Origin of the sequence: Mycobacterium ahvazicum (assembly GCF_900176255.2) — a bacterium.
Lineage (GTDB): Bacteria > Actinomycetota > Actinomycetes > Mycobacteriales > Mycobacteriaceae > Mycobacterium > Mycobacterium ahvazicum.
The window spans coordinates 1,627,329-1,652,564 of record NZ_FXEG02000003.1; the positions used below are offsets into that span (position 1 = coordinate 1,627,329).

The 25,236-nt window shown below is 64.7% G+C and carries 28 protein-coding genes, 1 pseudogene and 1 other annotated feature; of the genes and pseudogenes, 10 read left to right on the forward strand and 19 right to left on the reverse strand.

All coding sequences use genetic code 11. From position 1 onward, the window contains the following. The first annotated feature begins 36 nt into the window (after positions 1-36). The 4 genes from MAAFP003_RS20200 (at position 37) to MAAFP003_RS20215 (ending at position 2,655) form a co-directional block, all read left to right on the forward strand. Complete coding sequence (locus tag MAAFP003_RS20200; RefSeq protein ID WP_096289587.1) at positions 37-1,026, forward strand: NAD-dependent epimerase/dehydratase family protein; 990 nt, start codon at positions 37-39, stop codon at positions 1,024-1,026. Between the two features lie 11 nt (positions 1,027-1,037). After that, positions 1,038-1,616, forward strand: a complete 579-nt coding sequence (locus tag MAAFP003_RS20205) for a TetR/AcrR family transcriptional regulator (RefSeq protein WP_096289588.1) — start codon at positions 1,038-1,040, stop codon at positions 1,614-1,616. A 74-nt stretch (positions 1,617-1,690) separates the two neighbouring features. After that, positions 1,691-2,038, forward strand: a complete 348-nt coding sequence (locus MAAFP003_RS20210; protein ID WP_423790915.1) for a DUF732 domain-containing protein — start codon at positions 1,691-1,693, stop codon at positions 2,036-2,038. Positions 2,039-2,241: 203 nt separating this feature from the next. Beyond that, a complete protein-coding gene (locus MAAFP003_RS20215) occupies positions 2,242-2,655 on the forward strand; it encodes a hypothetical protein (RefSeq protein ID WP_096289589.1) in 414 nt (137 codons plus the stop codon). 16 nt (positions 2,656-2,671) lie between these two features. On the opposite strand, the gene MAAFP003_RS20220 is transcribed toward MAAFP003_RS20215, so the two are convergent. Beyond that, entirely contained in the window at positions 2,672-3,277 is a 606-nt protein-coding gene (locus tag MAAFP003_RS20220; protein ID WP_096291294.1) for a DUF1345 domain-containing protein, read from the reverse strand. A gap of 405 nt (positions 3,278-3,682) precedes the next feature. Between MAAFP003_RS20220 and MAAFP003_RS20225 the strand changes: the two genes are divergently transcribed. Further along, the gene (locus MAAFP003_RS20225) at positions 3,683-3,982 is read left to right on the forward strand and encodes a DUF732 domain-containing protein (protein ID WP_096289590.1); all 300 of its coding nucleotides are present in this window, start codon (positions 3,683-3,685) and stop codon (positions 3,980-3,982) included. A 19-nt stretch (positions 3,983-4,001) separates the two neighbouring features. Here MAAFP003_RS20225 and MAAFP003_RS20230 read toward each other — a convergent pair whose 3' ends face one another. Then, positions 4,002-4,511 carry an Rv2253 family sensor-like surface protein gene (locus MAAFP003_RS20230; protein WP_207768560.1) on the reverse strand — a complete coding sequence of 170 codons (510 nt, stop codon included), beginning with the start codon at positions 4,509-4,511 and terminating at the stop codon, positions 4,002-4,004. Between the two features lie 114 nt (positions 4,512-4,625). Beyond that, positions 4,626-5,222, reverse strand: a complete 597-nt coding sequence (locus MAAFP003_RS20235; protein ID WP_207768561.1) for an NUDIX domain-containing protein — start codon at positions 5,220-5,222, stop codon at positions 4,626-4,628. On the opposite strand from MAAFP003_RS20235, the gene MAAFP003_RS20240 reads away from it, so the two are divergent. Then, positions 5,221-5,592, forward strand: a complete 372-nt coding sequence (locus MAAFP003_RS20240) for a nuclear transport factor 2 family protein (protein ID WP_096289592.1) — start codon at positions 5,221-5,223, stop codon at positions 5,590-5,592. The two genes, MAAFP003_RS20235 and MAAFP003_RS20240, sit on opposite strands and share 2 nt — an antisense overlap. A 136-nt stretch (positions 5,593-5,728) precedes the next feature. Then, positions 5,729-7,453, forward strand: coding sequence for an NAD-binding protein (locus MAAFP003_RS20245; protein WP_096291296.1), 1,725 nt, complete (start codon positions 5,729-5,731; stop codon positions 7,451-7,453). On the opposite strand, the gene MAAFP003_RS20250 is transcribed toward MAAFP003_RS20245, so the two are convergent. Next, a complete protein-coding gene (locus tag MAAFP003_RS20250) occupies positions 7,450-8,328 on the reverse strand; it encodes an LLM class flavin-dependent oxidoreductase (RefSeq protein WP_096289593.1) in 879 nt (292 codons plus the stop codon). The genes MAAFP003_RS20245 and MAAFP003_RS20250 overlap by 4 nt on opposite strands. A 39-nt stretch (positions 8,329-8,367) precedes the next feature. Between MAAFP003_RS20250 and MAAFP003_RS20255 the strand changes: the two genes are divergently transcribed. Further along, a complete protein-coding gene (locus tag MAAFP003_RS20255; RefSeq protein ID WP_096289594.1) occupies positions 8,368-8,781 on the forward strand; it encodes a VOC family protein in 414 nt (137 codons plus the stop codon). Positions 8,782-8,800: 19 nt separating this feature from the next. Next, complete coding sequence (locus MAAFP003_RS20260; RefSeq protein ID WP_096289595.1) at positions 8,801-9,190, forward strand: VOC family protein; 390 nt, start codon at positions 8,801-8,803, stop codon at positions 9,188-9,190. A 10-nt stretch (positions 9,191-9,200) separates the two neighbouring features. On the opposite strand, the gene MAAFP003_RS20265 is transcribed toward MAAFP003_RS20260, so the two are convergent. The 4 genes and pseudogenes from MAAFP003_RS20265 to murA all read right to left on the reverse strand — a co-directional run bounded on the left by MAAFP003_RS20265 (position 9,201) and on the right by murA (position 14,675). Further along, complete coding sequence (locus tag MAAFP003_RS20265; protein WP_096289596.1) at positions 9,201-9,683, reverse strand: Rrf2 family transcriptional regulator; 483 nt, start codon at positions 9,681-9,683, stop codon at positions 9,201-9,203. Positions 9,684-9,738: 55 nt separating this feature from the next. Continuing rightward, on the reverse strand, positions 9,739-11,592 hold the full coding sequence (cysC, locus tag MAAFP003_RS20270) for an adenylyl-sulfate kinase (protein WP_096289597.1): 1,854 nt from the start codon (positions 11,590-11,592) through the stop codon (positions 9,739-9,741). Beyond that, a pseudogene (gene cysD / locus MAAFP003_RS20275) lies at positions 11,592-12,329 on the reverse strand (sulfate adenylyltransferase subunit CysD); the annotation flags it as partial. The gene cysC and the pseudogene cysD, both read right to left, overlap by 1 nt. A 173-nt stretch (positions 12,330-12,502) precedes the next feature. Beyond that, positions 12,503-13,027 (reverse strand) — a sequence feature (16S ribosomal RNA rRNA prediction is too short). A 394-nt stretch (positions 13,028-13,421) separates the two neighbouring features. Further along, the gene (murA, locus tag MAAFP003_RS20280; protein ID WP_096289558.1) at positions 13,422-14,675 is read right to left on the reverse strand and encodes a UDP-N-acetylglucosamine 1-carboxyvinyltransferase; all 1,254 of its coding nucleotides are present in this window, start codon (positions 14,673-14,675) and stop codon (positions 13,422-13,424) included. A 70-nt stretch (positions 14,676-14,745) separates the two neighbouring features. Between murA and MAAFP003_RS20285 the strand changes: the two genes are divergently transcribed. Beyond that, a complete protein-coding gene (locus tag MAAFP003_RS20285) occupies positions 14,746-15,330 on the forward strand; it encodes a cob(I)yrinic acid a,c-diamide adenosyltransferase (protein ID WP_096291290.1) in 585 nt (194 codons plus the stop codon). A 25-nt stretch (positions 15,331-15,355) separates the two neighbouring features. Here MAAFP003_RS20285 and MAAFP003_RS20290 read toward each other — a convergent pair whose 3' ends face one another. The 11 genes from MAAFP003_RS20290 to MAAFP003_RS20340 form a co-directional block, all read right to left on the reverse strand. Next, a complete protein-coding gene (locus MAAFP003_RS20290) occupies positions 15,356-15,799 on the reverse strand; it encodes a DUF2550 domain-containing protein (protein ID WP_096289559.1) in 444 nt (147 codons plus the stop codon). A 17-nt stretch (positions 15,800-15,816) separates the two neighbouring features. Continuing rightward, the gene (locus MAAFP003_RS20295; protein ID WP_096289560.1) at positions 15,817-16,182 is read right to left on the reverse strand and encodes a F0F1 ATP synthase subunit epsilon; all 366 of its coding nucleotides are present in this window, start codon (positions 16,180-16,182) and stop codon (positions 15,817-15,819) included. A 26-nt stretch (positions 16,183-16,208) separates the two neighbouring features. Beyond that, positions 16,209-17,657, reverse strand: coding sequence for a F0F1 ATP synthase subunit beta (atpD, locus tag MAAFP003_RS20300; RefSeq protein ID WP_096289561.1), 1,449 nt, complete (start codon positions 17,655-17,657; stop codon positions 16,209-16,211). 23 nt (positions 17,658-17,680) lie between these two features. Next, on the reverse strand, positions 17,681-18,598 hold the full coding sequence (locus MAAFP003_RS20305) for a F0F1 ATP synthase subunit gamma (RefSeq protein WP_096289562.1): 918 nt from the start codon (positions 18,596-18,598) through the stop codon (positions 17,681-17,683). 6 nt (positions 18,599-18,604) lie between these two features. Further along, positions 18,605-20,272 carry a F0F1 ATP synthase subunit alpha gene (gene atpA / locus MAAFP003_RS20310; protein WP_096289563.1) on the reverse strand — a complete coding sequence of 556 codons (1,668 nt, stop codon included), beginning with the start codon at positions 20,270-20,272 and terminating at the stop codon, positions 18,605-18,607. A gap of 59 nt (positions 20,273-20,331) precedes the next feature. Next, complete coding sequence (locus MAAFP003_RS20315; protein ID WP_096289564.1) at positions 20,332-21,672, reverse strand: F0F1 ATP synthase subunit B/delta; 1,341 nt, start codon at positions 21,670-21,672, stop codon at positions 20,332-20,334. 6 nt (positions 21,673-21,678) lie between these two features. Beyond that, a complete protein-coding gene (locus tag MAAFP003_RS20320) occupies positions 21,679-22,188 on the reverse strand; it encodes a F0F1 ATP synthase subunit B (RefSeq protein WP_096289565.1) in 510 nt (169 codons plus the stop codon). A 9-nt stretch (positions 22,189-22,197) separates the two neighbouring features. Next, on the reverse strand, positions 22,198-22,443 hold the full coding sequence (locus tag MAAFP003_RS20325) for a F0F1 ATP synthase subunit C (protein WP_090609504.1): 246 nt from the start codon (positions 22,441-22,443) through the stop codon (positions 22,198-22,200). An 84-nt stretch (positions 22,444-22,527) separates the two neighbouring features. Beyond that, complete coding sequence (gene atpB / locus MAAFP003_RS20330) at positions 22,528-23,286, reverse strand: F0F1 ATP synthase subunit A (protein WP_096289566.1); 759 nt, start codon at positions 23,284-23,286, stop codon at positions 22,528-22,530. Next, positions 23,279-23,743 carry an ATP synthase subunit I gene (locus MAAFP003_RS20335; protein WP_090605135.1) on the reverse strand — a complete coding sequence of 155 codons (465 nt, stop codon included), beginning with the start codon at positions 23,741-23,743 and terminating at the stop codon, positions 23,279-23,281. Before MAAFP003_RS20335 ends, atpB begins: the two co-directional genes overlap by 8 nt. Before the next feature lie 224 nt (positions 23,744-23,967). Continuing rightward, entirely contained in the window at positions 23,968-25,200 is a 1,233-nt protein-coding gene (locus MAAFP003_RS20340) for a glycosyltransferase family 4 protein (protein ID WP_096289567.1), read from the reverse strand. Between the last annotated feature and the right edge of the window lie 36 nt (positions 25,201-25,236).

The window sequence follows — 25,236 nt, forward strand, 5'->3', positions numbered from 1 at the left end:
GATATGTAACGCATGGCTAGTTCCAGGGAGGCTGCGATGGCCAGCACGATCTTCGTCACCGGCGCCACCGGTCAGACCGGCGGCAACGTCTGTGAGCAGTTGATCGAGCGCGGCGACCACGTCCGCGCCCTGGTGCGCAATCCCGACGACGCGGTCGCGCTGGCCGAGATCGGCGTCGAGTTGGTCAAGGGCGATATCAGCGACACCGATGATGTGCTCCATGCGGCCAAGGGCGCCGAGGCCGCGATCCACTGCGCCGCGCTGCTGGGCGGTGCCAGTCAGGACCTCGACGACTTCAAGGCCGTCAATGTCGACGGCACGACAAACGTCCTAGACGCGGGCAAGGCGCACGGCATGCGCCGAGTCGTCGCCCTGAGCACCGCCACCTTCCTCGACCTGAGCACGGGCGTCGATTTCGAAGAGGCGCCATTGCTCGAGAACCCGCCCAACGACCCCTACACCGTCACCAAGCTCGCCGCCTTTCAGGAGGCCCACCGGCGCGCGGACGCCGGCGACGACGTGCTGACGTGTCACCCGGGCGCCATCTTCGGGCCCGGCCTGGTGGTGGAACGCGCGTTGCACCGCACCAGTTTCAATCGGGTGCTGTTGGCGGGCATGCGCGGAAAGATCAAGCGCTACTTGGCTTTTCCGGTGACCTGGGTGGCCGGAGCGGATGTCGCGAAGGGCTCGATCGCCGCGCTGGACAACGGGGTGGCCGGCGAGCGCTACCTGTTGGTCGGCCGGCCCGAGGACACCTTCAGCACGGCGGGCGGCATCAACCGCGCCTGCGAGGTGGCCGGAATCGAGCACCGCGTCGAGGATCTCGACTACCGCACCGATTCCGCGGCGCTGACCGCCGAATTCGGGCCCACCCTGATGGCCATCGCGGAAGCCGCGGCCCGCAGCGAGCGTAAGCCCAGAACCAAAGACAACCTGACCGCCCGGCGCCTCGGGTATGTGCCGATGTCCTTCGACGATGGGCTGCGGCTGTTGATCTCGTGGCTGCGCAAACTCGGCAAGCTGTAGGGGCCGCCACGGTGTCGACCGCCGAATCGCGCAGACCCCGTTCAGATCACGGAGATCTGTCCGACCGAATCCTGGACGCGGCGCAGCGGCTGATCTTCCGGACCGGCGCCCGCAAACTGTCACTGTCGGACGTGGCAACGCTGGCCGGGGTGTCGAGACCCACCATCTATCGCTACTTCGTGTCCAAAGAAGACCTGATCGACGCGATGGGAAAACGCGAACGCCGTCGGTTCGGTACGGCGATGGACGACGCGATGTCGGGAGTCGTCGGTGTCGCACGATTGGAGGCGGCGCTCGACGTCGTCGCAGCATTCCTCGAGGCTCAGCCGCCCGGGCGGCTGCTCGACCTCGAGCCGGGCTTCGCCCACGACCAGATGGCCGCGGCACTACCCATGATCACCCAAGGGCTGATAGGGGTCTTGCAGCGCTGCGCCCGCGAGGGGGCGCTGGCCGGGACGGTGGATCCCCGCGACCTTGCCGGCGCCATCGCACGGACTGCCTTGAGCCACTACATATTTCCCGAGACTGATCGCGGCGCGGCTCGTCGACAGATCCGGGCCGCCGCCGGTCTCGGCGGCCCCCGCCCATGATGGCCAAGATTGTCAGAGCTCAACGGCTATCCCGACTTTCTTTGTTCTTCACACATTTGGCGCACACTGACTCCATGTCCACATCTGCCTGGCTGGTCAGAATTACCGCTCCCGCAATGATTAGTGCCGCCCTGGTTGCGAGCGCACCGATGGCGACTGCCGATCCCGTCAATGACGGATACCTTGCTCAACTACGCGCCGCCGGCCTGTCCTGGCCACCGGGACACGAGGGCGCCCTGATCGGGATGGCCCAGCTCATTTGTGACGATCTCGGCTGGGGCTGGTCGGCGGACCAGATATCCCGGGACGTGCACGCCAACTTGGACCCCAGAGGCATTACGATCGGCGACGTCGCATCCATGGTCGGCATCGCGCACGCGACCTATTGCCCTAACCAGAGGTGCTGGGCCCCGCACTGCTGAATGCCGCGACACGGTAGCGATCCGGGACGCATGTCGACTTCATAGAAGATTTCGGGACAGCCGACCAATTTCTCTATCAATTCGCTATGCGTCTCGGAGCAAACGGATACTCCGCTTCAGTTTGCTGATACGTTCTCGTCTGGCCCGCGCGGCGGTGAAACCAGGAGATGAGGACGGAAAAGATGAGGGCAAGCGGATTAATCGTGGCGACCGCATTCTTTGCTGGCGCGGCCACGTTGCCGGCACTACCAGCCTCGGCCGAGCCACTGGCCGCTCCCGACGACACGAAATTGAACGGTGTCTACCACTACGCGGACGAGGACGGTGACACCGGAACGTGGACGATCAACACCACGTGCAAGCAGGTCTGCGTGGCTCACGTGACGACCGCTCCGGGTCAAGGATTCAACGCCCCGCTGATCGACGGCCAGTACAGCGTGACGCGCACCATCCCGGAGGCCGCGATCTGTCCGAACGACAACAGCCTGCATCCGGTCACCGTCCAACAATCGTGGGACCCGCTCACGCTCACCGGCCTTGCCGTCTTCTTGGACAGCACCGCGCCATGCGGCCTCACCGACTCGCACGACATCTTCACCCTGACGAAAATCGGCTAGCTGCAACACCTTTCGATCACACCTTGGAGCCCAGCCCCGCGATCAAATTGATCGTGACCGCCAGAACCACCGCGCCGAGCAGGTAAGACACCAGCGCCTGACGCAACACCGCGGCGCGAATGGACGTCAGATTGATCTCGGTGTCTGACACCTGATACGTCATGCCGACGGTGAAGGCGACATACGCGAAGTCCTGAAATCGCGGCGGCTCCGGATCATGGAAATCGATGCCGCCGGGATTGCCGGAGTAGTAGAGCCGCGCGTAGTGCACGGTGTACAGCGTGTGCACGGCGAACCAGGACGCCGCCACGCTCAGAATGCCGACGACGGCCGCTTGGAGGGCCTCGGCGCCGGAGCGTGACCCGGCGGCCACCACATATCCGACGCCACCCAAGCTCGCGACGCTTGCGGTCAGGATGATCGCGTCCGCGAGCCACCGGGTCGGGTCTTCTCGCGTCGACCACTCGCGGGTCTGGTCAGCGTCCATTCCGCGCAGGATGAGCTGCGTCCACACCACATACACCCCGGCGGCGGTGATCCAGCCGACCAGCGCATACCGCGAACCGAGGGCATGTCCCACCAGGATGGCGACGACCACGCCGAGCACCACGACTACCGCCATCCGAACCGCGACGGTGTCGCGGAACAATTTCACCCAAGACGCCACATCCCGACCTAACCATCATCCGATAGCGACACTCGGGAGAAACTCCGAAAAAGACATCATTGCCGATGTTCACTATTTCGTGGGTATGGGAATTTCACAGTTTTTCATGTCGTAGCCTGCCCATTTGCTGCCGGCCAGGACGACACCGAACCAATTGCGGTCCCCGCTTTGCCGTCGAATGGCCTCACCAACGCCGCGCCCAGCAACGTATCCGTCAGAAACATCGTGCTCTCAAGCGCGCCGACCGCGCGACGAGTACGGTGCTAATCTTTGCCCGCTGCGTCAATTCGGCGCGCACAGCCGCGTTAAGAATCGCATAATGATGCGGTTGCACCGCCCCTCCCAAACAAGGAGACGACCATGATTTCCGCTCGCAAACTGTGCTTATTGACGGTCCCCGCCATTGCTGCCGCCGCGTTGACCGTGGGCACCGGGATCGCGGTCGCCGACGACGACGCTTATCTCGCACAGATCAAGAAGATCGGCCTCACCGGAGACCCCACCGGGTTGATCCAGCTCGGGCACCTGATTTGCGTCGACCGCGCCAACGGCGAGACCCCGGACCAGCTGGCGCAGGTGGTGCAGAGCAAGAACCCGGGGATCAGCCTCAGCGACGCGACCGGCGTCGTCAGCGCCGCGGAATCCAACTACTGCCCCTAATGACTTGAGCGGGCCGCGGCTATTGCGGGCCCGCTGAAAACGCCGCCACCGGCATCTCCACCGTCCCGCGGCATGGGCCGCTGGAGATGTCGGTGTGCCAGGTGCCACGTAGCGAACCGTCCGGTTGCGGCGCGTAGAACGCCCATGACGTCGCGGGTGCCCAGACTTTCGGAACGCCTTCACCCATATAGCAATCCCACTGAAAATTGAAGTGCTCCACCCAGCGGGCTCCGTCCCAGGTGTAGTGGGACGGTTGGGGCAGCGTCGGGTTTTTCGGGACCGGCCCGTTCGTCGCGGTCGCGACGCACCTGCCCGACGCGCACGACGTCACGAAGACGTAGTCGGCGCTGAAGGTGGGTTCGGCTTGACCGGCCGCCACGCTGGTGCCGGTCTTGTTCACGGCGTATCTGACCAACGAGTACTTGCCATTCCACACGGGCGTCGCGGCGTGCGCCGAAATAGCGGGCACGCCAAGGATCGCGACGACGGCGAGCACCGCGGCCAGGTAACGCGCGCACACCGTGCCCATGGTGCGGACTCGATGACGCGATGCGATATCGGCACGGACACGATCGCACGGTAATGCCGCGTCCAGCCGAAACTTCGTGGCGCCGAACGGTTCCAACCGGCCCCGCCCCGAAACTCATCGCCCGTGCAACAGGAACAACCCGTAGGCCGCCACGGACTGCGCGTCGGCGATCACCCCTGAGCGGATCATCTCCTCGACGTCTTCGCGGGAAAACCATGCGCTGCGCATGTCCTGCTCCTCGTGCTCGAGGGCTGCTTGCCCCTCGGAGATCCCGGTGGCCAGGAACACCCAGCCGCGCTGACTGGTCATGCCGGGAGCGACGTCGAGCAGGCCGAGTGCCTCGAACGACGTCGCGCTCAACCCGGTTTCCTCGCGCAGCTCGCGCGCGGCCAGCTCGGCGGGCTCGGTGTCGGCCAGATCGGGCGCCGTGCCCTGCGGGAACTCCCAGCGCCGGGCGCCCACCGGATAGCGAAACTGCTCGACCAGCCGGAACCGGCGTTCGTCATAGGGCATCACCAGCGCATAGGTCGGCTTATCCACTACGGCGTAGATGCCGGGGCTGCCATCGGGGCGGCGGATGTCGTCCTCCCGGAGGATCAGCCACGGATTCCGATAGATCTCACGCGAAGCGAGGCGTTCGATGAAAGGCACGTTGCTAGTATCACCAACCCGAAGCGACCGCCATGGCGAACAGGTAGCGTCCGGAGCCATGCCTTCCCAAGAAGCCATCACCCACACCGTCAACAGCTACCTCGCCCACGTCGCCAGCGGCGCCACCGACGAGATTGTGAACCTCTACTCCGCCGATGCCACCATCGAGGATCCCGCCGGATCGGAAGTCCGGCACGGGCAGGACGCGGTGCGCGAGTTCTACACGGCGTTCCAAGATGCCAAGAAAGACACCGAACTCGCCGAAATACGCGTCGGCGGCAACGAGGCGGCGTTCTACTGGCACCTGACACTCGATGCCGGCGACACCCGCACCCGAATTTCGCCCATCTCGCTGATGACGTTCGACGACGACGCGAAGATCACGTCGATGCGGGCGTTCTGGGGGCCGTCCGACGTCCGTGTCCTCTAGCGCAAAACCATTACAGCCCAAGAAAATACGGATTCGGCGCCGGGCTGGCCGTCGCCATAGCGGGTGTTGCGCTGGCAGAAATCGGCACAGTAGCCGATAGTCATAGCAATGTGACGTTCCCGGGAGGCAGGTGAGCATGCACGGCCATATCATCGTCAGCGGTGACGACGCGCTGGCGACGACGATCGCCGAGGAGCTGGAAAACGCCGGCGCCACCGTGGTCAAGCTCATCGACGACTCCGTCGCCGACACCAAGGAAGACCTCATCGAGGCCGGGATCGTCCGCGCGGCCGCCGTGGTCTGCGCCGGCGACGACGACGCGATCAACCTCGAAATCGCTTTACTGGCAAGGAAAGCCAACCCGAATGTGCGCGTGGTCGCCCGGCTGGCCAACGACGTACTGCGCGAAGCGGTCGCCGACGACAACGGTCCCGGAGCGATCCTCGATGTCGCCGAGTTGGCGGCGCCGTCGGTGGTCGAGGCTGCTCTGGCGCATACCGTGCACCCGTTCGAAGCGGCCGGCATCGAGTTTCTCGTCTCGGGCTCGCAGGCACCCTATGACGCGACGTTGCGCGAGATCTACGCCGACCTGGCCCCGGTCGCGGTGATCCACGGCGAGAACTCGCCCGCGCCCGGGCTGCTGGAGACCTGTCCTGGCCGCGACCTCAAGGTCCGCGCCGGCGACTGGACAGCGATGATCGGCACCGTCGACGAGCTGACGGCGCGCGGCATCAAGGCCCCGCGGCCCAACACGACGCGGCGCCGTCAGCGCCGCGTGCGTCTGGCCATCGACGTCGCCCGCGGCCTGCGCAACGACGTCAACCCGATGTTCATGCGTGCGGTCGCCGCGGTGCTGACCGTGCTGATCGGCTCGACGGTGTTATTGCGCTATTGCTACCAACCGCAGGCGAAGATGACCTGGGTCGACGCGTTGTACTTCAGCACCGAGACGATCGCGACGGTCGGCTATGGCGACTTCAGCTTCCTGACGCAGCCCACCTGGCTGCGACTGTTCAGCATCGGTTTGATGTTCGGCGGCCTGATGACCACCGCGGTCCTGGTGGCATTCATCGCCGACCTGCTGATCTCGCAGCGCTTCGCCCACACCGCCGGCCGCCGGCGGGCGCGCCACTTGCGCAACCACATCGTCGTCGTCGGACTGGGTTCGTTCGGCAGCCGCGTCGTCGCCGACCTGACCGCCGCCGGATACGAGGTCGCGGTGATCGAGATCGACGAGAACAACCGCTACCTGTCGACCGCTGCCGAGGTGCCGGTGATCTTCGGGGATGCGACGCTGCGCCAGACGCTGGAGGCGGCCCGGGTCGACACCGCACGTGCGATCGCGGTGCTGACCCACGACGACATGACCAATATCGAGACCGGGATCGTGCTGCGCGAGATGCTCGGTCCGCGGGTGATCCCGAGGGTCATCCGGCCCGATGTGCCGATCGTGCTGCGCATTTTCGACCACGCGCTCGGCAGCGCGGTGGCCGAACGGTTCGGTTTTGACACCGTGCGTTCGACCGTCGCACTGGCCGCTCCGTGGTTCGTCGGCGCCGCGATGGGCCTGCAGGTGCTGGGGACGTTCTCGGTCGGGCAGCGCTACTTCATGGTCGGCGGCATGCACGTGGCGGCGGGCAGCGAGCTCGACGGGATGCGGATGTTCGAACTGTCCACGCAGACCCGCGTCATCGCGATCACCCGCGACGACACCCCGGTCCAGCTGCACCCGCGACGCGACGCCCGGCTGCGCGCCGGCGACACCGTCTACCTCGTCGGCCCCTACCGCGAGCTGGTCGCGACGCTGCAAAAGGGCCAACCCCCGCAGCCGGAGGTCGGTCGCGAGCGGCTACCGGCCTAGAGCCGCGCGGCGACGTCGGCGGCCCGGCGCACCTGGCCGACATCCGAACTGGTCGGAATCAGCTGAACCTCGTCGGTGCCGATCTCCTCGAATTTGCGCAGGACCGCGAGCAGCTCGTCTTCGTCGCCGGCCCAGCCGGTCATCGGGGCCATTGCGTCCACGTACTCCGCCGGGATCCAGTTCATGTAGCGGCGCAGGTGCCGGTGTACCTGGGCGCGCGACTCCTCGGGCGTGCCGAACGCGAACCAGAACGACGTCACCAGATGTGGTTTGGGCTTGCCGGCCCGCGCCCACGCTTCCCGTGTGACGTCGAAGAGCTCATTTTGCTTGCCGACGTCCAGGTCCAGGGTGGTGCCGGCCAGCCCGTCGGCCCAGGCGGCCGCGCTGCGGATGGTCTTCGGTCCGATGCTGCCGACGAACAACGGCGGACCACCGGGCTGGACGGGTGCCGGTCCGACCGGGAGCACCGACTCAGTGATCTTTTCACCGGCCCATACCCGCTTCATCACCGCGACCCGATCGGCCATGTCGCGCATGGTCTGCGACGCGGGGTCGGCGCCCACCGCGTGGTAGTCCTCGTGCCTGCCACCCACGCCGATGCCGACGGTCAACCGGCCGCCGGACAGCATGTCGCCGGTCGCCAGGCCCTTGGCCAACATCACCGGATCGTGCAGCTGCGGCACGATCACCGTCGTCATCAGGCGCACCCGTTTCGTCCAGGCCGCGAGCGCACCGAGCAGCGTGAGGTTGTCCGGGTTTTCGAACGCGATGCGTTCACCCCAGCACAGCGACGAGAAGGGGCCCTCGTCGATCGCGCGCGCCCAGGTCTCGAGCACCGCGGCATCCAAATCCGGCTCCATCACCGGCATCGTCATTGCTATCCGCACGACGGCGATTCTGGCATGCTCGGGTAAGTGCCCTTAGCCAGTACCTCCATCGCACATGTCCGGCTGACCGTCACCGATATCGAGCGATCGCGGCAGTTCTACGAGAGCGTGTTCGGCTGGCCGGTGTTGCTGGAACTTCCCGAAAATGCCGACGAGGCAACCCGCAACCAGTTCTCCTTCTTGTACGGCGGCGTCATCTACGACCTCGGCGGCACGCTGCTCGGGCTGCGGCCGGTCGCCTCGGATCGCTTTCACGAAGACCGGTGCGGTCTTGACCACATCGCTTTCCGGCTCGCCAGCCTGGACGAATTAGACACCGCGGCAGCACATCTCGACGAACTGGGCGTCGAGCACGAGCCGATCAAGGATATCGGGCCGTCCTACATTCTGGAATTCCGCGACCCGGACAACATCGCGCTGGAGCTGACCGCGCCCAAATAGGTGAATACTGGAAAGAACTATGTCCATCAGTTTCAACCACACCATCGTCGCCGCCCGCGACAAACACGAATCCGCGGAATTCCTCGCCGAGCTCTTCGACCTGCCCGCCCCGAAGCCATTCGGCCACTTCATGGTCGTCGCACTCGAGCACGGGGTGAGCCTCGATTACGCCGACGCCCCCGAGGGGGATGAGATCCGGCGCCAGCACTACGCGTTCCTGGTGTCCGAGCCGGAGTTCGACACGATCTACGGCAAGATCCAATCGCGCGGCCTGCAGCATTGGGCCGATCCACGGCAAAGCCGACCCGGCGAGATCAACCACAGCGACGGCGGCCGCGGGGTCTACTTCCTGGATCCCGCCGGGCACGCTATGGAGATCTTGACTCGGCCCTATGGGTCAGGCAGCTGAGCCAACCGGGCTAGTCGGCGCGCGGAGCGCCATGCCGCAGGCTTTCCTGGCCGCGATAGTCGTCGGCGAGCTTGGCCACGTGTTTGGGCAGGGCGCCCGACGCCACATCAGCCAGCGTTGTCTCCTCCAAGACCGAGCGCATGCTGGCGCGCAGCGCACGCCACACGTCGGCCAGGGGTGCCGTCGGCCCCGAGTACGGCAGGTCACCGAGGCCGATGTCGCGGACACTGGCCAGCGGCCCGTCGATGCAGCGCAGCACGTCGGCAATGCTGATCTCGCTACCCGGACGGGCCAGCTCGTAGCCCCCGTCGCGGCCGCGGTGACTGCGCACCAACCGATCGGTACGCAGGTTGGTCAGGATGTCGACCAGAAACTGCGGTGGTATGCCCTGCGCTTGCGCCAAATCGTCGGTCTTGACCAGCGTGCCGCTGTCCGCGGTGGCGAGCTGAATCATCGCCCGCACCGCGTACTCCGCTTTTGCCGACATGCGCACGTTGAGGATTGTGCCACCATCGGCCCGTTGCGCTGCGGATGCTTGGGTCTGCGGGCTAGGCGCGCAACTCCAGCATGTCGATGACGCGCTGGGCCATTTCCTCGAGCGAACAGTCCGGGATCAACCGCAGATCCGGATTCTTGGGCCGCTGATACGGACTGTCGATGCCGGTGAAATGCGTGATTTCGCCCGCGCGGGCTTTGGCATACAGCCCCTTGGGATCACGCGCTTCACACTCCGAGAGCGGGGTATCGCAGAACACTTCGAAGAACTCAAATCCGGCGTCGTCGTGCACTTTACGAGCCATCTCGCGGTGCTCGGCCAGCGGACTGATCGCGGGCACCAGCACCGTCTGGCCGGAATCGGCGAGCAGCGTCGCGACATGAGCCAGCCTGCGCAGGTTCTCCGCGCGGTCGGCCATCGAAAAGCCCAGGTCGGCGTTCAGGCCGTGGCGCAGGTTGTCGCCGTCGAGAACATAAGCGGGAGTGCCCTTTTCGAGCAGCTTCTGCTCGACGAGCATCGCCACCGACGATTTACCCGCACCCGACAGGCCGGTGAGCCATACCGTCCGGCCGCGAGCCGCCCGGTCATCGGCGGTGACCAGCGACTTGTGCCGCACGGTGTTCGGGCTGGCCTTCTGCGCCGCGACGTCGCGCAGCACCATGCCCGCCGCCACCGTGCCGTTGGTGTTCGGATCGATCAGGATGAACGAGCCGGTGCTCGCGTTGCGGGTGTATTCGTCGAGCAGCAGCGGCACCTGCGTGCGCAGCGTTATGCGACCAAGTTCGTTGAGCTTCAACGCCGTAGCACTCTTGTCCCGATGCAGGGTGTTGACATCGAGGCGGTAGTCCAGCGCGGTGACCCGCGCGCGGGTGGTTCGGGTGGTGTGCTTGATGACGTAGTCGCGGCCCGGCTCGAGTGACGCGCCGTCGGCCATCCAGCACACGGTCGCGTCGAATTCCTGCGTGACCCTGGGCTGGTTGTTGGTGCGGGCGATCATGTCGCCGCGCGAAATGTCGATGTCGTCGGCCAGGCTCACCGAGACGGCCATTGGCGGAAATGCCTCTCCCACAGAGCCGTTCGGGCCTTCGATCTCGGTGATCCGGGTGGTCTTGCCGATCGGCAGCACCACCACCTCGTCACCGGGACGCATCACGCCGCTGGCCACCGTTCCGGCATAGCTGCGGTGGTCGCGATGCTCGTGGGTCTGCGGCCGGATCACGTACTGGACCGGGAAGCGCACGTCGACCAGATTGCGGTCGCCGGCGACATAGACCTCCTCCAGATGCGAGAGCAGCGCGGGACCCTCATACCAGGGCGTCTTGTCCGATTTGGTCACCACGTTGTCGCCGTGCAGCGCCGACATCGGGATGGTGGCCACGTCCTGCACGTCCAAACGTGCGGCGAAGGCGTGGAATTCGTCCTTGATCGCTTCGAATTTCTCTCTGTCCCAGTCGATCAGGTCCATCTTGTTGACGGCCAGCACAATGTGCTGGATGCCCAGCAGCGAGGCCAAAAAGGCGTGCCGCCGGGACTGCTCGAGCAGGCCTTGGCGGGCGTCGACGAGCACAATCACCAGTGCGGCGGTCGACGCACCGGTGACCATGTTGCGGGTGTACTGGATGTGCCCCGGAGTGTCGGCGATGATGAATTTGCGCCTGGGGGTCGCGAAGTAGCGGTAGGCGACGTCGATCGTGATGCCCTGTTCCCGCTCGGCCCGCAGGCCGTCGGTGACCAGCGCCAGATCGGTGTAGTCGTGGCCGCGCTCTTTCGAGGTCTTTTCGACCGCGGCCCACTGGTCTTCCATCACGGCCTTGGAGTCGTACAGCAGCCGCCCGATCAGGGTGGACTTGCCGTCGTCGACCGAGCCGGCCGTTGCGATGCGGAGCAGTGTCGTCGGTGCAGCCATCAGAAGTATCCCTGCCGTTTCCGGTCTTCCATTCCAGCCTCGGAGATGCGGTCGTCCGCCCTGGTGGCGCCGCGCTCGGTCAGTCGGGACACCGCCGTTTCGGCGATGACCTCCGAGACCGTGGCGGCCTCCGATTCGACGCACCCGGTGCAGGTGACATCGCCGACCGTGCGGAACCGCACCGTCTTCTCCATCACCGGCTCGTCGGCGCGCGGTTGCATGTGGCGGTGCACGGCCAGCAGCATCCCGTCGCGCTCGAACACCTTGCGCCGGTGGGCGTAATAGATGGACGGCAGCTTCACCTTCTCGGCGCCGATATAGGACCAGATGTCGAACTCGGTCCAGTTCGACAGGGGGAAGACGCGGATGTGCTCGCCCTTGTGGTGCCGGCCGTTGTAGAGGTTCCACAGCTCGGGACGCTGGGCCTTGGGGTCCCACTGGCCGAATTCGTCGCGGAAGCTGAACACCCGCTCCTTGGCGCGGGCCTTCTCCTCGTCGCGCCGGGCGCCGCCGAACGCGGCGTCGAACTTGTTCTCGCGGATGGCACGCAGCAGCGTCACGGTCTGAATCGGGTTGCGCGACGGGATGGTCTCGACGACCCGGCCGGCGTCGATGTCTTCCTGCACCGATGCCACTACCAGGCGCACCCCGAACTCGTCGACGAGTTCGTCGCGGGTCGAGATCACTTCGTCGAAGTTGTGGCCGGTGTCGACATGCATGACCGGAAACGGCAGCCGCCTTATCTGTAACGGGTTGTGGGGTGTGTAGGACTGTCACCCACGTGGGTTTTAGATGGGGTTTTCTCGTAGGGGACACTGTTATCTGTAACGGTGTCACCGACGTTGGCTCGCGGTGGGTGTTGCTGTCAACGCGACAAACCGCCTACGTGCGCTTTACGCCCAGTAATTCCGATTAACGCTTGCACCCTCCGTATTACCGCGGCTGCTGGCACGGAGTTAGCCGGTGCTTCTTCTGCGGGTAACGTCAATTTACTCCCTTCCTCCCCGCTGAAAGTACTTTACAACCCGAAGGCCTTCTTCATACACGCGGCATGGCTGCATCAGGCTTGCGCCCATTGTGCAATATTCCCCACTGCTGCCTCCCGTAGGAGTCTGGGCCGTATCTCAGTCCCAGTGTGGCCGGACACCCTCTCAGGCCGGCTACCCGTCGTCGCCTTGGTAGGCCGTCACCCCACCAACAAGCTGATAGGCCGCGGGCCCATCCCACACCGCAAAAGCTTTCCACCAAAAGGCATGCGCCAAAAGGTCCTATCCGGTATTAGACCCAGTTTCCCAGGCTTATCCCGAAGTGCAGGGCAGATTACCCACGTGTTACTCACCCGTTCGCCACTCGAGTACCTCCGAAGAGGCCTTTCCGTTCGACTTGCATGTGTTAAGCACGCCGCCAGCGTTCGTCCTGAGCCAGGATCAAACTCTCCAAACAAAAACTCCTCGACAAGCGAGGTGAATTTCGAATCAGAGAAAATCTGACCTAACAAAAAGACGCCATATAACTGGCATCAAAATAAACGACCACATCCCTATCACACGGGGAGTGTTTTGGGAGTGGTCAAAAAACAACAACAAACAAAAACACCAAACACACTATTGAGTTCTCAAACAACACTTTTCTTGCTTTTCTCGCCCGCTTCGGGGCAACCCTGCCAGCTTAATACAGATCCGGCAGAGGCGTCAACCCCCAATTTCTTGCGATCGTGGTGATCGCTGCGAGGGCAGCCGTGCCAGGTTAGTACCAATCCGGCGAGGGAGTCAAGCCCCGGTCTCGGTCTCCTTCGAGTGGTGACCGCGCCTGTGGGGCACTGACTTTGGTTACTGTACCCGCTCGATCTCCGCTCCCAAAATCGCCAGGTTTTCGACGAACAACGGGTAGCCGCGATCGATGTGAAAGACGTCGTGGACCTCGGTGTCACCGTCGGCGACGAGGCCGGCCAATACCAGGCCGGCACCTGCGCGAATATCCGAACACCAGACCGGTGCGCTGGAAAGTTGCGGCAGGCCCCGGACCACGGCGTGGTGGCCGTCGGTGCGCGCGTCGGCGCCCAGCCGGATCATTTCTTCGACGAATCGGAAGCGCGCCTCGAACACGTTCTCCGTGATCATCGAGGTGCCATCGGCGATCGATGCCAGCGCGATCGCCATCGGTTGCAGATCCGTCGGGAAACCGGGAAACGGCAACGTCGCAACGTTCATCGCCTTCGGACGCTCGTACTGCGTCACGCGAAAACTGTTGTCTGTCTGCGTGACGGTGGCACCCGCGTCATGCAGTTTGTGCAGCACCACCTGAAGGTGCGCCGGATCGATACCGCTGACCGTGATGTCGCCGCGGGTGATCGCGGCGGCGATCCCCCAGGTGGCGGCCACGATCCGGTCCCCGATCACCCGGTGCTCGGTGGGATACAGCCGGTCGACGCCGGTGATTGTCATCGTCGGCGAACCCGCACCCTCGATCCGTGCGCCCATCTGGTTGAGCATCGTGCAGAGATCGACGACGTCGGGTTCGCGCGCGGCGTTGTGGATCGTGGTGACACCTTCGGCGACCACGGCGGCCATCAAGATGTTCTCGGTGGCCCCCACCGAGGGGAATTCCAGTTGAATCTCCGCGCCGCGCAACGTATCTGCGTGAGCGACCACACACCCATGCTCGATATTGCACGTCGCACCCAGTTGCCGCAGGCCCGCCTGATGCATGTCCAGCGGACGCGAGCCGATCGCGTCGCCGCCCGGGAGCGCCACCCTGGCGCGCTTGCACCGGCCGACCAGTGGCCCGAGCACGCAGACCGAGGCGCGGAACTGTCGCACGGCCGCGAAGTCGGCGTCGTACTTGGGTTCGTCGGGTGAGGTGATGCGCGCGACGTCGCCGTCGAGTTCGACGGTGGCGCCCAGGCCGCGCAGCACCTCGGCCATCAGCGGGACATCGAGAATGTCGGGGCAATTGGTGATCGTGCTGGTGCCCTCGGCCAGCAGGGTCGCGGCCATCAGCTTGAGCACGCTGTTCTTGGCGCCCCCTACTGCGACTTCGCCTGACAACCGATTACCGCCGGTTACCACGAATCGCTCAGCCACCCGCGTCAGTCTAGTGAAGGGGTATCGGCTTGTCAGTCAGCTAACTCACTTCGCCGAGTACGGTTTGATCATGGCAGTACATCTGACCCGCATCTATACCCGGACCGGCGACGACGGAACCACGGGATTGAGCGACTTCTCCCGCGTCTCGAAAAACGACCCCCGCCTGGTCGCATACGCCGACTGCGACGAGGCCAATTCCGCGATCGGCGCCGCGATCGCGCTGGGCCGGCCAGATTCCGAAGTCGCCGCCGTATTGCGGCAGATCCAAAACGATTTGTTCGACGCCGGTGCGGACCTGTCGACCCCGGTGGTGGAAAACCCGAAATACCCTCCGCTGCGCGTCGCCCAGTCCTACATCGACCGGCTCGAAGGATGGTGTGACAAATACAACGAGTCGCTGCCGGCGCTGAATTCCTTTGTGCTTCCCGGAGGTTCGCCGTTGTCAGCACTGTTGCACGTCGCCCGCACCGTGGTGCGTCGCGCCGAGCGATCGGCCTGGGCCGCAGTCGACTCCGCACCCGGCGAAGTCAACGTGCTGCCGGCGAAATACCTGAATCGGTTGTCGGATCTGCTCTTCATCCTGTCCAGGGCCGCCAACGTGGATGGCGATGTGCTCTGGAAACCAGGAGGGAAGCCAGGCGGTGGCGCCTGAACAAGTTGAGCTGCCGGGCTTTTCGTCAGACGCTGCGACGGCGTGCGCGCGGTGACGGACGAGACTCCAGCCACGACAAGAACGCGGTCAACGCGCCCTGATCGAGCGCCAGTTCGTAGGCCGACCTGCGCTCCTGGGTGGTATCGCGCAGCTCTAGCACCACGATCTCGTCGGTCATGATGTCGAATTCATCGCCGCGCGGCGCGCGCCGGGCGACGATCTCGACGCCCCGGCGGGACACCCGCCGATCCGGCCACAGGCGCAGGCTGGATAGCCGATAGAAAGCGGCTTCGCCGCCGCGGTAACGGATCACGCCGTGCCGCCAGCCATGACCTCCCACCGCCGGAATGTCGCGCATGATCCCGGCCGTCCCGCCCTGCCGCAGCTTCCACAGCCGGTAGCTCAGGGCCAGAACGGCCGCCCCCAGCACGACGACGAGCACGACCATGCCAATCATGGGCGCGCTCATCGCCTCGTCCTGTGCGGCTAGTCGATTGCGCCGACGGCGCGTAATCTGGCGCGGCCCCTGGCGGCAACACGAGGATCGTCGGACTCGGAATCCTGCTTGGCCGCGGCCTCGTCGATCTCCGAAGCGAATTCGGCGGACTCCGCGAGAATGGTGACGCTCTCCTCGGTCACCGACAAAAATCCACCGTCCACCGCTACCCGCAGATCGTCCTGGCCGTCGCGCTCGACGCGCACCATGGCGTCATCGACCAACTGGGCCACCAACGGGATGTGTCGCGGCAGGATACCGATCTCGCCGACAGTGGTGCGGGTGAACAAGAACGTTGCCTCACCCGACCAGATCTTTCGGTCGACGGCGACGATCTCAACGTTCAATTCAGCCATGTCACACCATCTTTCGGAATCGCCGACTAAAGCTTGGCGCCAAGGCTCTCGGCCTTCTTGGCCAAGTCGTCGAGACCACCGATCAGGAAGAACGCCTGCTCGGGCACGTGGTCGAACTCGCCCTTGGTCAGGCGGTCGAACGACTCGATGGTCTCCTTCAGCGGGACCGTCGAACCCGGCTGACCGGTGAACTGCTCGGCCGCCATCATGTTCTGGGACAGGAACCGCTCGATGCGACGCGCCCGCTGCACCAGCTGCTTGTCCTCTTCCGACAGCTCGTCGATACCGAGGATGGCGATGATGTCCTGAAGGTCCTTGTAGCGCTGCAGGATTCGGATGACTTCCTGCGCCACCCGGTAGTGTTCGTCACCGACGACACTGGGGTCGAGGATGGTCGAGCTCGACGCCAGCGGGTCCACCGCCGGGAAGATGCCCTTGGAGAACACCGAACGCGACAGCTCGGTGGTGGCGTCCAGGTGGGCGAACGTGGTGGCCGGCGCCGGGTCGGTGTAGTCGTCGGCGGGCACGTAGACGGCCTGCATGGACGTGATCGACTTACCACGCGTCGAGGTGATGCGCTCCTGCAGCTCACCCATCTCGTCGGCCAGCGTGGGCTGGTAACCCACCGCGGACGGCATACGACCGAGCAGCGTCGAGACCTCGGAGCCCGCCTGCGTGAACCGGAAGATGTTGTCGATGAACAGCAGCACGTCCTGGCCCGCCTCGTCGCGGAACCACTCCGCCATCGTCAGCGCCGACAGCGCCACCCGCATACGGGTGCCGGGCGGCTCGTCCATCTGACCGAACACCAGCGCGGTGTCCTTGAGCACGTTGGCTTCCTGGAGTTCGACCCACAGGTCGTTGCCCTCACGGGTGCGCTCCCCCACGCCGGCGAACACCGAAGTACCACCGAAGTTGCGGGCAATACGGTTGATCATCTCCTGGATGAGCACCGTCTTGCCCACGCCGGCGCCGCCGAACAGCGCGATCTTGCCGCCACGCACGTACGGCGTCAGCAGGTCGACGACCTTGAGGCCGGTCTCGAGCATCTCGGTACGCGGCTCGAGCTCTTCGAAGGGCGGCGGCTTGCGGTGAATCGACCAGTGCTCGAAGTCTTCTCCGTAGCCCGGCTCGTCCATGCAGCGGCCCAGCGCGTCGAACACATGGCCCTTGACTTCCTGGCCAACCGGGACCGAGATCGAGGCCCCGGTGTCGGTGACGGCGACGCCGCGCACCAGTCCGTCGGTGGGCTGCAGCGAGATGGTGCGGACCAGGTTGTCGCCGAGGTGCTGTGCGACCTCGAGGGTGAGCGTCTTCTTGAGCTCCTCGAAGGTGATCTCGGCGTGCAGCGCGTTGAACAACTCCGGGACGGAGCCGCGCGGGAACTCGACGTCGACAACCGGACCGGTGATCCGCACCACGCGGCCGTTGGTGTCGGTATTGGTCGACTTCTTCTTTTCGGCAGTCGCAGTCATATTCTCTTCGCTTCCTCGTGGTGCTATTTGGCTCGGGCGTCGGCGAGCGCGTTTGCGCCACCGACGATTTCACTGATCTCTTGGGTGATCTGGGCCTGCCGCTCGCGGTTCGCCATCAGCGTCAGGGCCTTGATCAAGTCGTCGGCGTTGTCGGTGGCCGACTTCATTGCCCGTTGGCGCGACGCCAGCTCCGACGCCGCGGATTCCAGGAGCGCGGTGTACACGCGGGTGGTCACATACCGCGGCAACAGCGCATCGAAAAGTGTTGTCGCATCGGGTTCGAACGAATACAGCGTGTGCAGCGCCTCGGGTTCTTCGGCGTATTCGACGACCATCGGCGCCATCCGGTGGGCGGTGGTGGACTGAGACAGCATCGACTTGAATTCCGTGTAGACGATGTGCAACTCGTCGACACCCTCGACGTCGGAGTTCTCGTCGCTGCCTTCGCTGCCGGGAATGAACGCATCCACCAGCGTCGAGGCAACCTCGGCGGCCTTCTCCACCGTGGGTTGCTCCGAGAAGCCGGTCCACGATTCGGTGATGGTCCAGTTGCGGAAACTGTAGTAGCCCAGCGCCTTACGGCCGACCACGTACAGCACGGGAGTCTTGCCTTCCTCCCGCAGGAGCGAAAACAGCTCCTCGGCGCGGCGGAAGACACCGGAGTTGTAGGCGCCACACAGACCACGGTCCGACGACACCACCAAGACGGCGGCCCGCTTGGGCTCAGGCCGTTCGACCAGCAGCGGATGATCGAGTGCTGCCTCGCTGGACAGCGTGGTCAGCATATTGGTGATCTCTTCGGTGTAGGGGCGAGCAGCCTGAAGCCGAGCCTGGGCCTTGCCGATACGCGATGTCGCGATCAGCTCCTGGGCTTTGGTGATCTTCTTGATCGCACCGGCGGAACGGATCCGTCCGCGCAACTCGCGAAGTGTGGCAGCCATCGAGTACTACTTCTTCTTCTCTTGCTTCTTCTTGTCTTCCGGCGCCGGCTTGTTGACCTTGACCGACTCCTTGGCCAAGTCCTCTTCGTCGAGAGCCTCGACGTGCTCGTCCGGCACCACCGACCCGCCACCCGTAGCGGCGAAGCCCTTCTTGAACTTCTTGATGATCTCCTCGAGCTGGCTCTCGGCCTCTTCGGAAAGCTTTCCGCTATCCCGGATTCCGGTCAGAAACTTCTCCTCGGAGGCCCGCATGTGATCCAGCAGCTCGGTTTCGAAGCGGCCGACATCCTCGACGGGCACCGAGTCCAGGTGGCCGCCGGTGCCCAGGAAAATCGAAACCACTTGCTCCTCAACGGGCAACGGCTGGTACTGCGGCTGCTTGAGCAATTCCACCAGCCGGGCGCCGCGGTCCAGCTGCGCCTTGGAGGTGGCGTCCAGGTCGGAGGCGAACGCGGCGAACGCTTCCAGCTCGCGGTACTGCGACAGGTCCAGACGCAGCGACCCGGCCACTTCCTTCATGGCCTTGATCTGCGCCGCGCCACCGACGCGGGACACCGAGACACCGACGTTGATGGCCGGGCGCACACCCTGGTTGAACAGGTCGGATTCCAGGAAGCACTGGCCGTCGGTGATCGAAATGACGTTGGTGGGAATGTAAGCCGAGATGTCGTTGGCCTTGGTCTCGATGATCGGCAGGCCGGTCATCGAACCACCACCGAGCTCGTCGGACAGCTTGGCGCAGCGCTCGAGCAGCCGCGAGTGCAGGTAGAACACGTCGCCGGGGTAAGCCTCGCGGCCCGGCGGGCGGCGCAGCAGCAGCGAGATCGCGCGGTACGCCTCGGCCTGCTTGCTCAGGTCGTCGAAGACGATCAGCACGTGCTTGCCGTCGTACATCCAGTGCTGCGCGATCGCCGAACCGGTGTACGGCGCAAGCCATTTGAACCCGGCGGAGTCGGATGCCGGCGCCGCGACGATGGTGGTGTAGTCCATCGCGCCACCTTCGTCCAGAGCGCGACGCACCGAGGCGATCGTGGTGCCCTTCTGGCCGATAGCGACGTAGACGCAGCGCACCTGCTTCTTCTCGTCGCCGGTTTCCCAGTTCTGCCGCTGGTTGAGGATGGTGTCGACGCAGACCGCCGTCTTGCCCGTCTTGCGGTCGCCGATGATCAGCTGACGCTGGCCGCGCCCGATCGGGGTCATCGCGTCGATGGCCTTGATTCCGGTCTGCAGCGGCTCGCTGACGCTTTGCCGCTGAACCACTGAGGGCGCCTGGATTTCCAGCGCGCGACGAGTGTCGGTCTCGATGTCGCCCTGGCCGTCGATCGGCTCGCCCAGCGGGTTGACCACCCGGCCCAGGAACGCGTCACCGACGGGCACCGAGAGGACCTCGCCGGTGCGCTTGACCTGCTGGCCTTCCTCGATCTTCTCGAAGTCACCGAGGATCACCGCGCCGACGCTGTGCTCGTCGAGGTTCAGCGCGACGCCGAGGACACCGCCGGAGAACTCCAGCAGCTCCTGCGTCATGACCGAGGGCAAGCCGTCGACGTGCGCGATGCCGTCACCGGCGTCGACGACGCTGCCGACCTCCTCGCGGGAGCTGTCGGAGGTGAAGGAGCCTACGTACTCTTCGATCGCGCTCTGAATGTCATCAGCGGAGATTGTCAACTCGGCCATGGCTTTTCGTCTTCCTACTTGATTTCCGGCGTTCGCGGGGTGGTGGTGGCTGATTCGGGTTAGTCGGGTAGCTGCGCCTCGGCTGCGGCCAGACGCGACGAGAGCGACCCGTCGATCACCTCGTCGGCGACAGCGATGAGTAACCCGCCCAACAGGTCGGCATCGATCTCGAGCTGAACCGTCACCGGATGCCCGTAAATACGACTGAGAACTTCGGTGAGACGGGTGCGCTGGGCGTCGCTGAGCTCGGCGGCTGCGCGGACCGCGGCGACGACCTCGCCGCGGCGAGCCACCGCAACTTCCGCCAGGAACTGCACGGCCTCTTCCGCCTGCTCACCCCGGAGCAGCTCGACCGTCTGCGACAGCAACGCGACGACGAGCGGATTGACCGCACTGCCACTGGAGTCGAGTACCTTGTGCAGCAACTCCACCCGCTTCTCGGCCGGAGTGGCGTAGTCGCCCAACAAAATCGAGAGCCGCGGCTGCGCGTCCAGAATCCGGGAGAACCGGAACAACTGGTCTTCGACCTCGTCGACCTTTCCGTCGCGTTCGGCAACCTCCAGCAGCGCCTGGCGCGACATGTGTTCGATCGCGTCGACCAGGTCGGCGTTGGCCGACCAACGTTCCGAGACGGCCGCCCGCAGTACCACGAGCGTGGCGTCGCCGACCTTGCCGGACACCAGCCGTTCGAGCAGCCGGATCCGCGGTGCCGCGTCCTCGGCCGGCACGGTCAGGTACCGGGTGACCACGATCTCCTCGTCGAGCAGCTGGCCCACCGACACCAGTTCGCTGGACAGCTTCGAAAGTCCGGGTTTGTCAAGATCTTTGGCGATGGTGGTGAACCGGTCCGACAGGTTGCGCAGCGCTTCGCGACTCGACGAACGCATCTTGGTCATCAGCGGGTAGGAGACCTCCGCCGACGCCGGCGCCATCGCCTCGAGTTCGTCCAAAAACCGATCGACGGTGCCCGACTGCTGCGTCGCATCGGCGACGTAGGTCTGTACCAATTCCTTTGCCTGGCGCACGGATTCGTGTCCAAGCTCCAGGCGAAGCTGACGGGTCAGCTGGGCCCGCAGCAGCTCTACCTGGCGAGCGCCCTGTCCCGTGATGCGTTCGGCCTCGACTTCAGCCTGCGCGCGCAACTGCTCGGTGATGCGCTGGGCGTCGGTCTTGGCTTCTTCGACGACGTGCTCAGCTTCAGACTTCGCGGACTCCACCGCCTTGCTATGGGCGGTAGTGGATTCCGTCAGCCGGTCGGCAGCCTTGGCCGCGTCTTCCAATTGCTGGCGCACCGTGTTCTGACGAGCGGCCATCAAATTGCGGACTGGCGGCACGACATAACGCACCACCAGGAAAACGATGGCGGCGAATCCGATCAGCTGCCCGATAAACGTCGACATTGATAGTTACCTTGTCGCGGCAGTGGTTGTGACGTCGACGCCGAGGATGCGACTGGCCAACGTTGCCGACATGGTTGCCACGTTGGCACGCAGATCCAATTCCACAGCGTCCCTTTCGCGCTTCAGTTGCTCGGCTGCCGTCTGCACCGTCGAAGCGACCTGTTGCTCGGCTTTGGCCCGCGCGTCCTCGACGACCTTACGACCTTCCGCCCGGGCGTTGTCGCGCAACGACGACGCCTCGACCCGGGCTTCCCTCATGGCGTTCTCGTAATCCGCCTGGGCGGCCTCGAATTGCTCGTTCGCCTTCTTGTTGTCGGTGGCGGTCTTGGCGACCATCGCGTCGCGTTCGCGCAACACCTTCATGACCGGCGGCACGACGAACGTGCCGATGACGGCCAGCACGATCAAGAAGATCGCCAGCACGAAAAAGAAAGTGCCGTTGGGGACGAGGAAGTTGTTGCCTCCCTCGGCTACTAACTGGCTGGACGCCAGAACGCTGCGGCTCGCGTCACCCATCACTGCGAACTAGCCGACGGGGGTGGCGAAGACGAACAGCGCCATGAAGGCCAGGTTGATGAAGTACGCCGCCTCAACCAGACCGACGGTGATGAAGAACGGCGTGAACAACCGGCCTTGCGCTTCCGGCTGACGGGCAATACCCGCAACCAGTGCGTTACCGGCAATACCGTCACCGATACCGGCACCGATTGCGCCGCCGCCCATGATGATTCCACCGCCGATGAGTGCAGCGGCAGCGACTTGGGGGTCCAGGGCCATTCTTATCCTCCTTATAACTGGTAGTTGTCTACCAGGCTTCTGTAATCGTGTGTGGCTCAGGCCGATTCAAAGATGGTCTCAGTCATGGTGATCCTCGATCTCCATGGCTTGGCTGAAGTACAGGATGGTCAGGATCGAGAAGATGAACGCCTGGATCGCGCCGACGAAGAGGTCGAACGCTTTCCAGATCGCGTTGGGCGCCCACATGATGTAGGGCGGGAAGAGCGCGATTAGCGCGACCAAGATGCCGCCGGCGAAGATGTTGCCGAAAAGTCGCAGCGACAACGAGATCGGCTTGGCGAGTTCCTCGACGAGGTTGATCGGGGCCAGGAACGCCACGTGACCCTTGAGCACCGCGAGCGGGTGCCCGACGATGCCGCGGCGCCAGATACCGGCCACGTGGTAGCAGACGAACACGAAAAGAGCCAGTGCGAGTACGTAATTGATGTCCGCGGCCGCCGAGCTGAGTAACTCGGTGGTGCGCCCGGATTTGTCGGTGTACTGCAGCGGCAGCACCGAGAGCCAGTTGGAGATCAGAATGAACACGAAGATGGTGACCGCCAGCGGCAGGACGAAGGGCGCGATCCGCATCCCGACGGCCGCCTCGATCTGGTCACGCATCTGGACCGTGATGGCCTCCCAGAACAATTGGACTCCGCTGGGCACCCCGGTCGAGGTGATCTTCGCGCGCAAGTAGAAGGCGAGCGCCAGGACGATCAGAGCGGCGATCCCGGTCGACAGGATCGTGTCGGTGTTGACGGTCAGCCCGAGCCAGGTGGCGTGGGTGTGCTCGCCGACCTCGATCGCGCCCTCGGCCAGGAACCTCGTCTCACTCATCGCTGGTGTTCCCTCTTTCGGTACCTTCGGATGCGGGCTCCGCCCAGTCGCCGGCGCGCAGCTTCTTCCAGACCGGCAGGGCGGTCGAGAGCACCAACACCACCTGGAACAGGGCCAAGCCGAACACCACGCCTAAGCCGGCGGGCCGGAAAATGTAAGCAATGATCAGGCCGATGACGGTGATGATCGCCAGCCGAGTCGCCGAATTCAGCGCCATCGAGCTTTTCATCGGATGTTCTTTCGCCGTTATCGACGCAACGGAGCGACGCACCAGCAGCGCGTTGAGCAAACCCAGCAGCAGCCCGACGCCGAAGAACACTCCGACCATCAGATGACCCGAGAAAGCGGCGCCAGCTACCGCCACCGCGGTGATCGCAGCGCAAACCACCAGGAGCCGAGACGGGTTGAATGCAACGGACGGAAACACCAACGGCGCGTCCTGCGCTGGTGTCGTCACTGCAGCACCTCAATCCGGATTGGCGGAGCGGAAAACTTCCGACCGACTGATCGGTAGCCCGCCGAGCGTATCGCACGTCACAGGGGATTCACTCAAGGGGTATCTCCCTGCGTCGGTCGTCGATCGGCACGGTCGGAAAACGATCCGGCGGGCCGACTGGCCGGCAACCCTCAAGATTCTTTTTGGGGTTCTACCAGCACCGTACCACAAGGTCAGCGGCACTACTACTGCCCGTCGTAGTCCTCGTCGGGGTAATCGTCGCGGCGGCGCAGGAGCGGAATCACCGTCGCGACGCCGGCAACCACGATCGCGCCCAGCATCACCGCGCCGGTATCGCGCGGGTTGAAGAAGATCGTGCTGGCGGCGCCGAACGCGACGATCCCGACCCACAAATAGATGAGCAGTACCACCCGGCGATGCGAATGGCCGATCTGCAGCAACCGATGGTGTAGATGCATCTTGTCGGGGCTGAACGCGCTGCGGCCCGCACGGGTTCGCCGCACGATGGCCAGCAGCAGGTCGAGCATCGGCACGAACATCACCGCGACCACCAGCAGGAACGGTGACAGCAGAGCAAAGACGTCACGGGCGCCGTAGGCATTTTGCGAGATCGGTCCGGCCGCGGTGGTGGACGCGGCAGCAAGCATCAAGCCGATCAGCATCGAGCCGGAGTCGCCCATGAAAATTTTGGCTTTATGGAAGTTGTGCGGCAGAAAGCCCAGGCAGGCCCCCGCCAGCACGACCGAGATGACGGCCGGCGGATAGAACAGCACGTCGCCGCCATGGTCACGCAGCAGACCGACCGAGAACACGCAGATCGCCAGCGCGGTGATCAGTCCCAGCCCGGCCGCCAGCCCGTCGAGCCCGTCGACGAAGTTCATCGCGTTGACAATCGACACCGTCAGCGCCAGCGTCAGCAGGATCGACGACGCCTGGTCCAGCACGATGGTGCCGACACCACCGAACGGGATGTACAGCACGCTCCATGCGACACCCATCGTGACCAGCACGCTGGCCGCGGTGATCTGGCCGGCAAATTTCGTCAGGGCGTCCAGGCCCCAGCGGTCGTCGATGAGTCCGATGCCCATGATCACCGCGCCCGCCACCAGCACCGCCGGCATGCCGGTGGAATAGACGAAACCCCGGGTGAGCGCCGGGAGCTCGGATGCCAGGAACACCGCGGAGAGAACACCGACGAACATCGCCAACCCGCCCATGCGTGGGGTGGGCGTGACGTGCACATCGCGTTCGCGTGGGTAGGCGACCGCGCCTAAACGAGTGGCCAGCACCCGCACCGGTCCGGTCGCGAAGTAGGTGATGATCGCGGCGGTCAGTCCGACCAACGCCAGCTCGCGCAGCGGGACCCCGGCGCCACGGTCGGACAGGGTGTGCAGACCAGCGGCAAGGCTGACGAGATTGCTGGCTGGGTCGCTGGACACCACGAGACCGTACGCCACCTTCCTGAGACTTGAGGTCTCGCTTCATCACCGCTG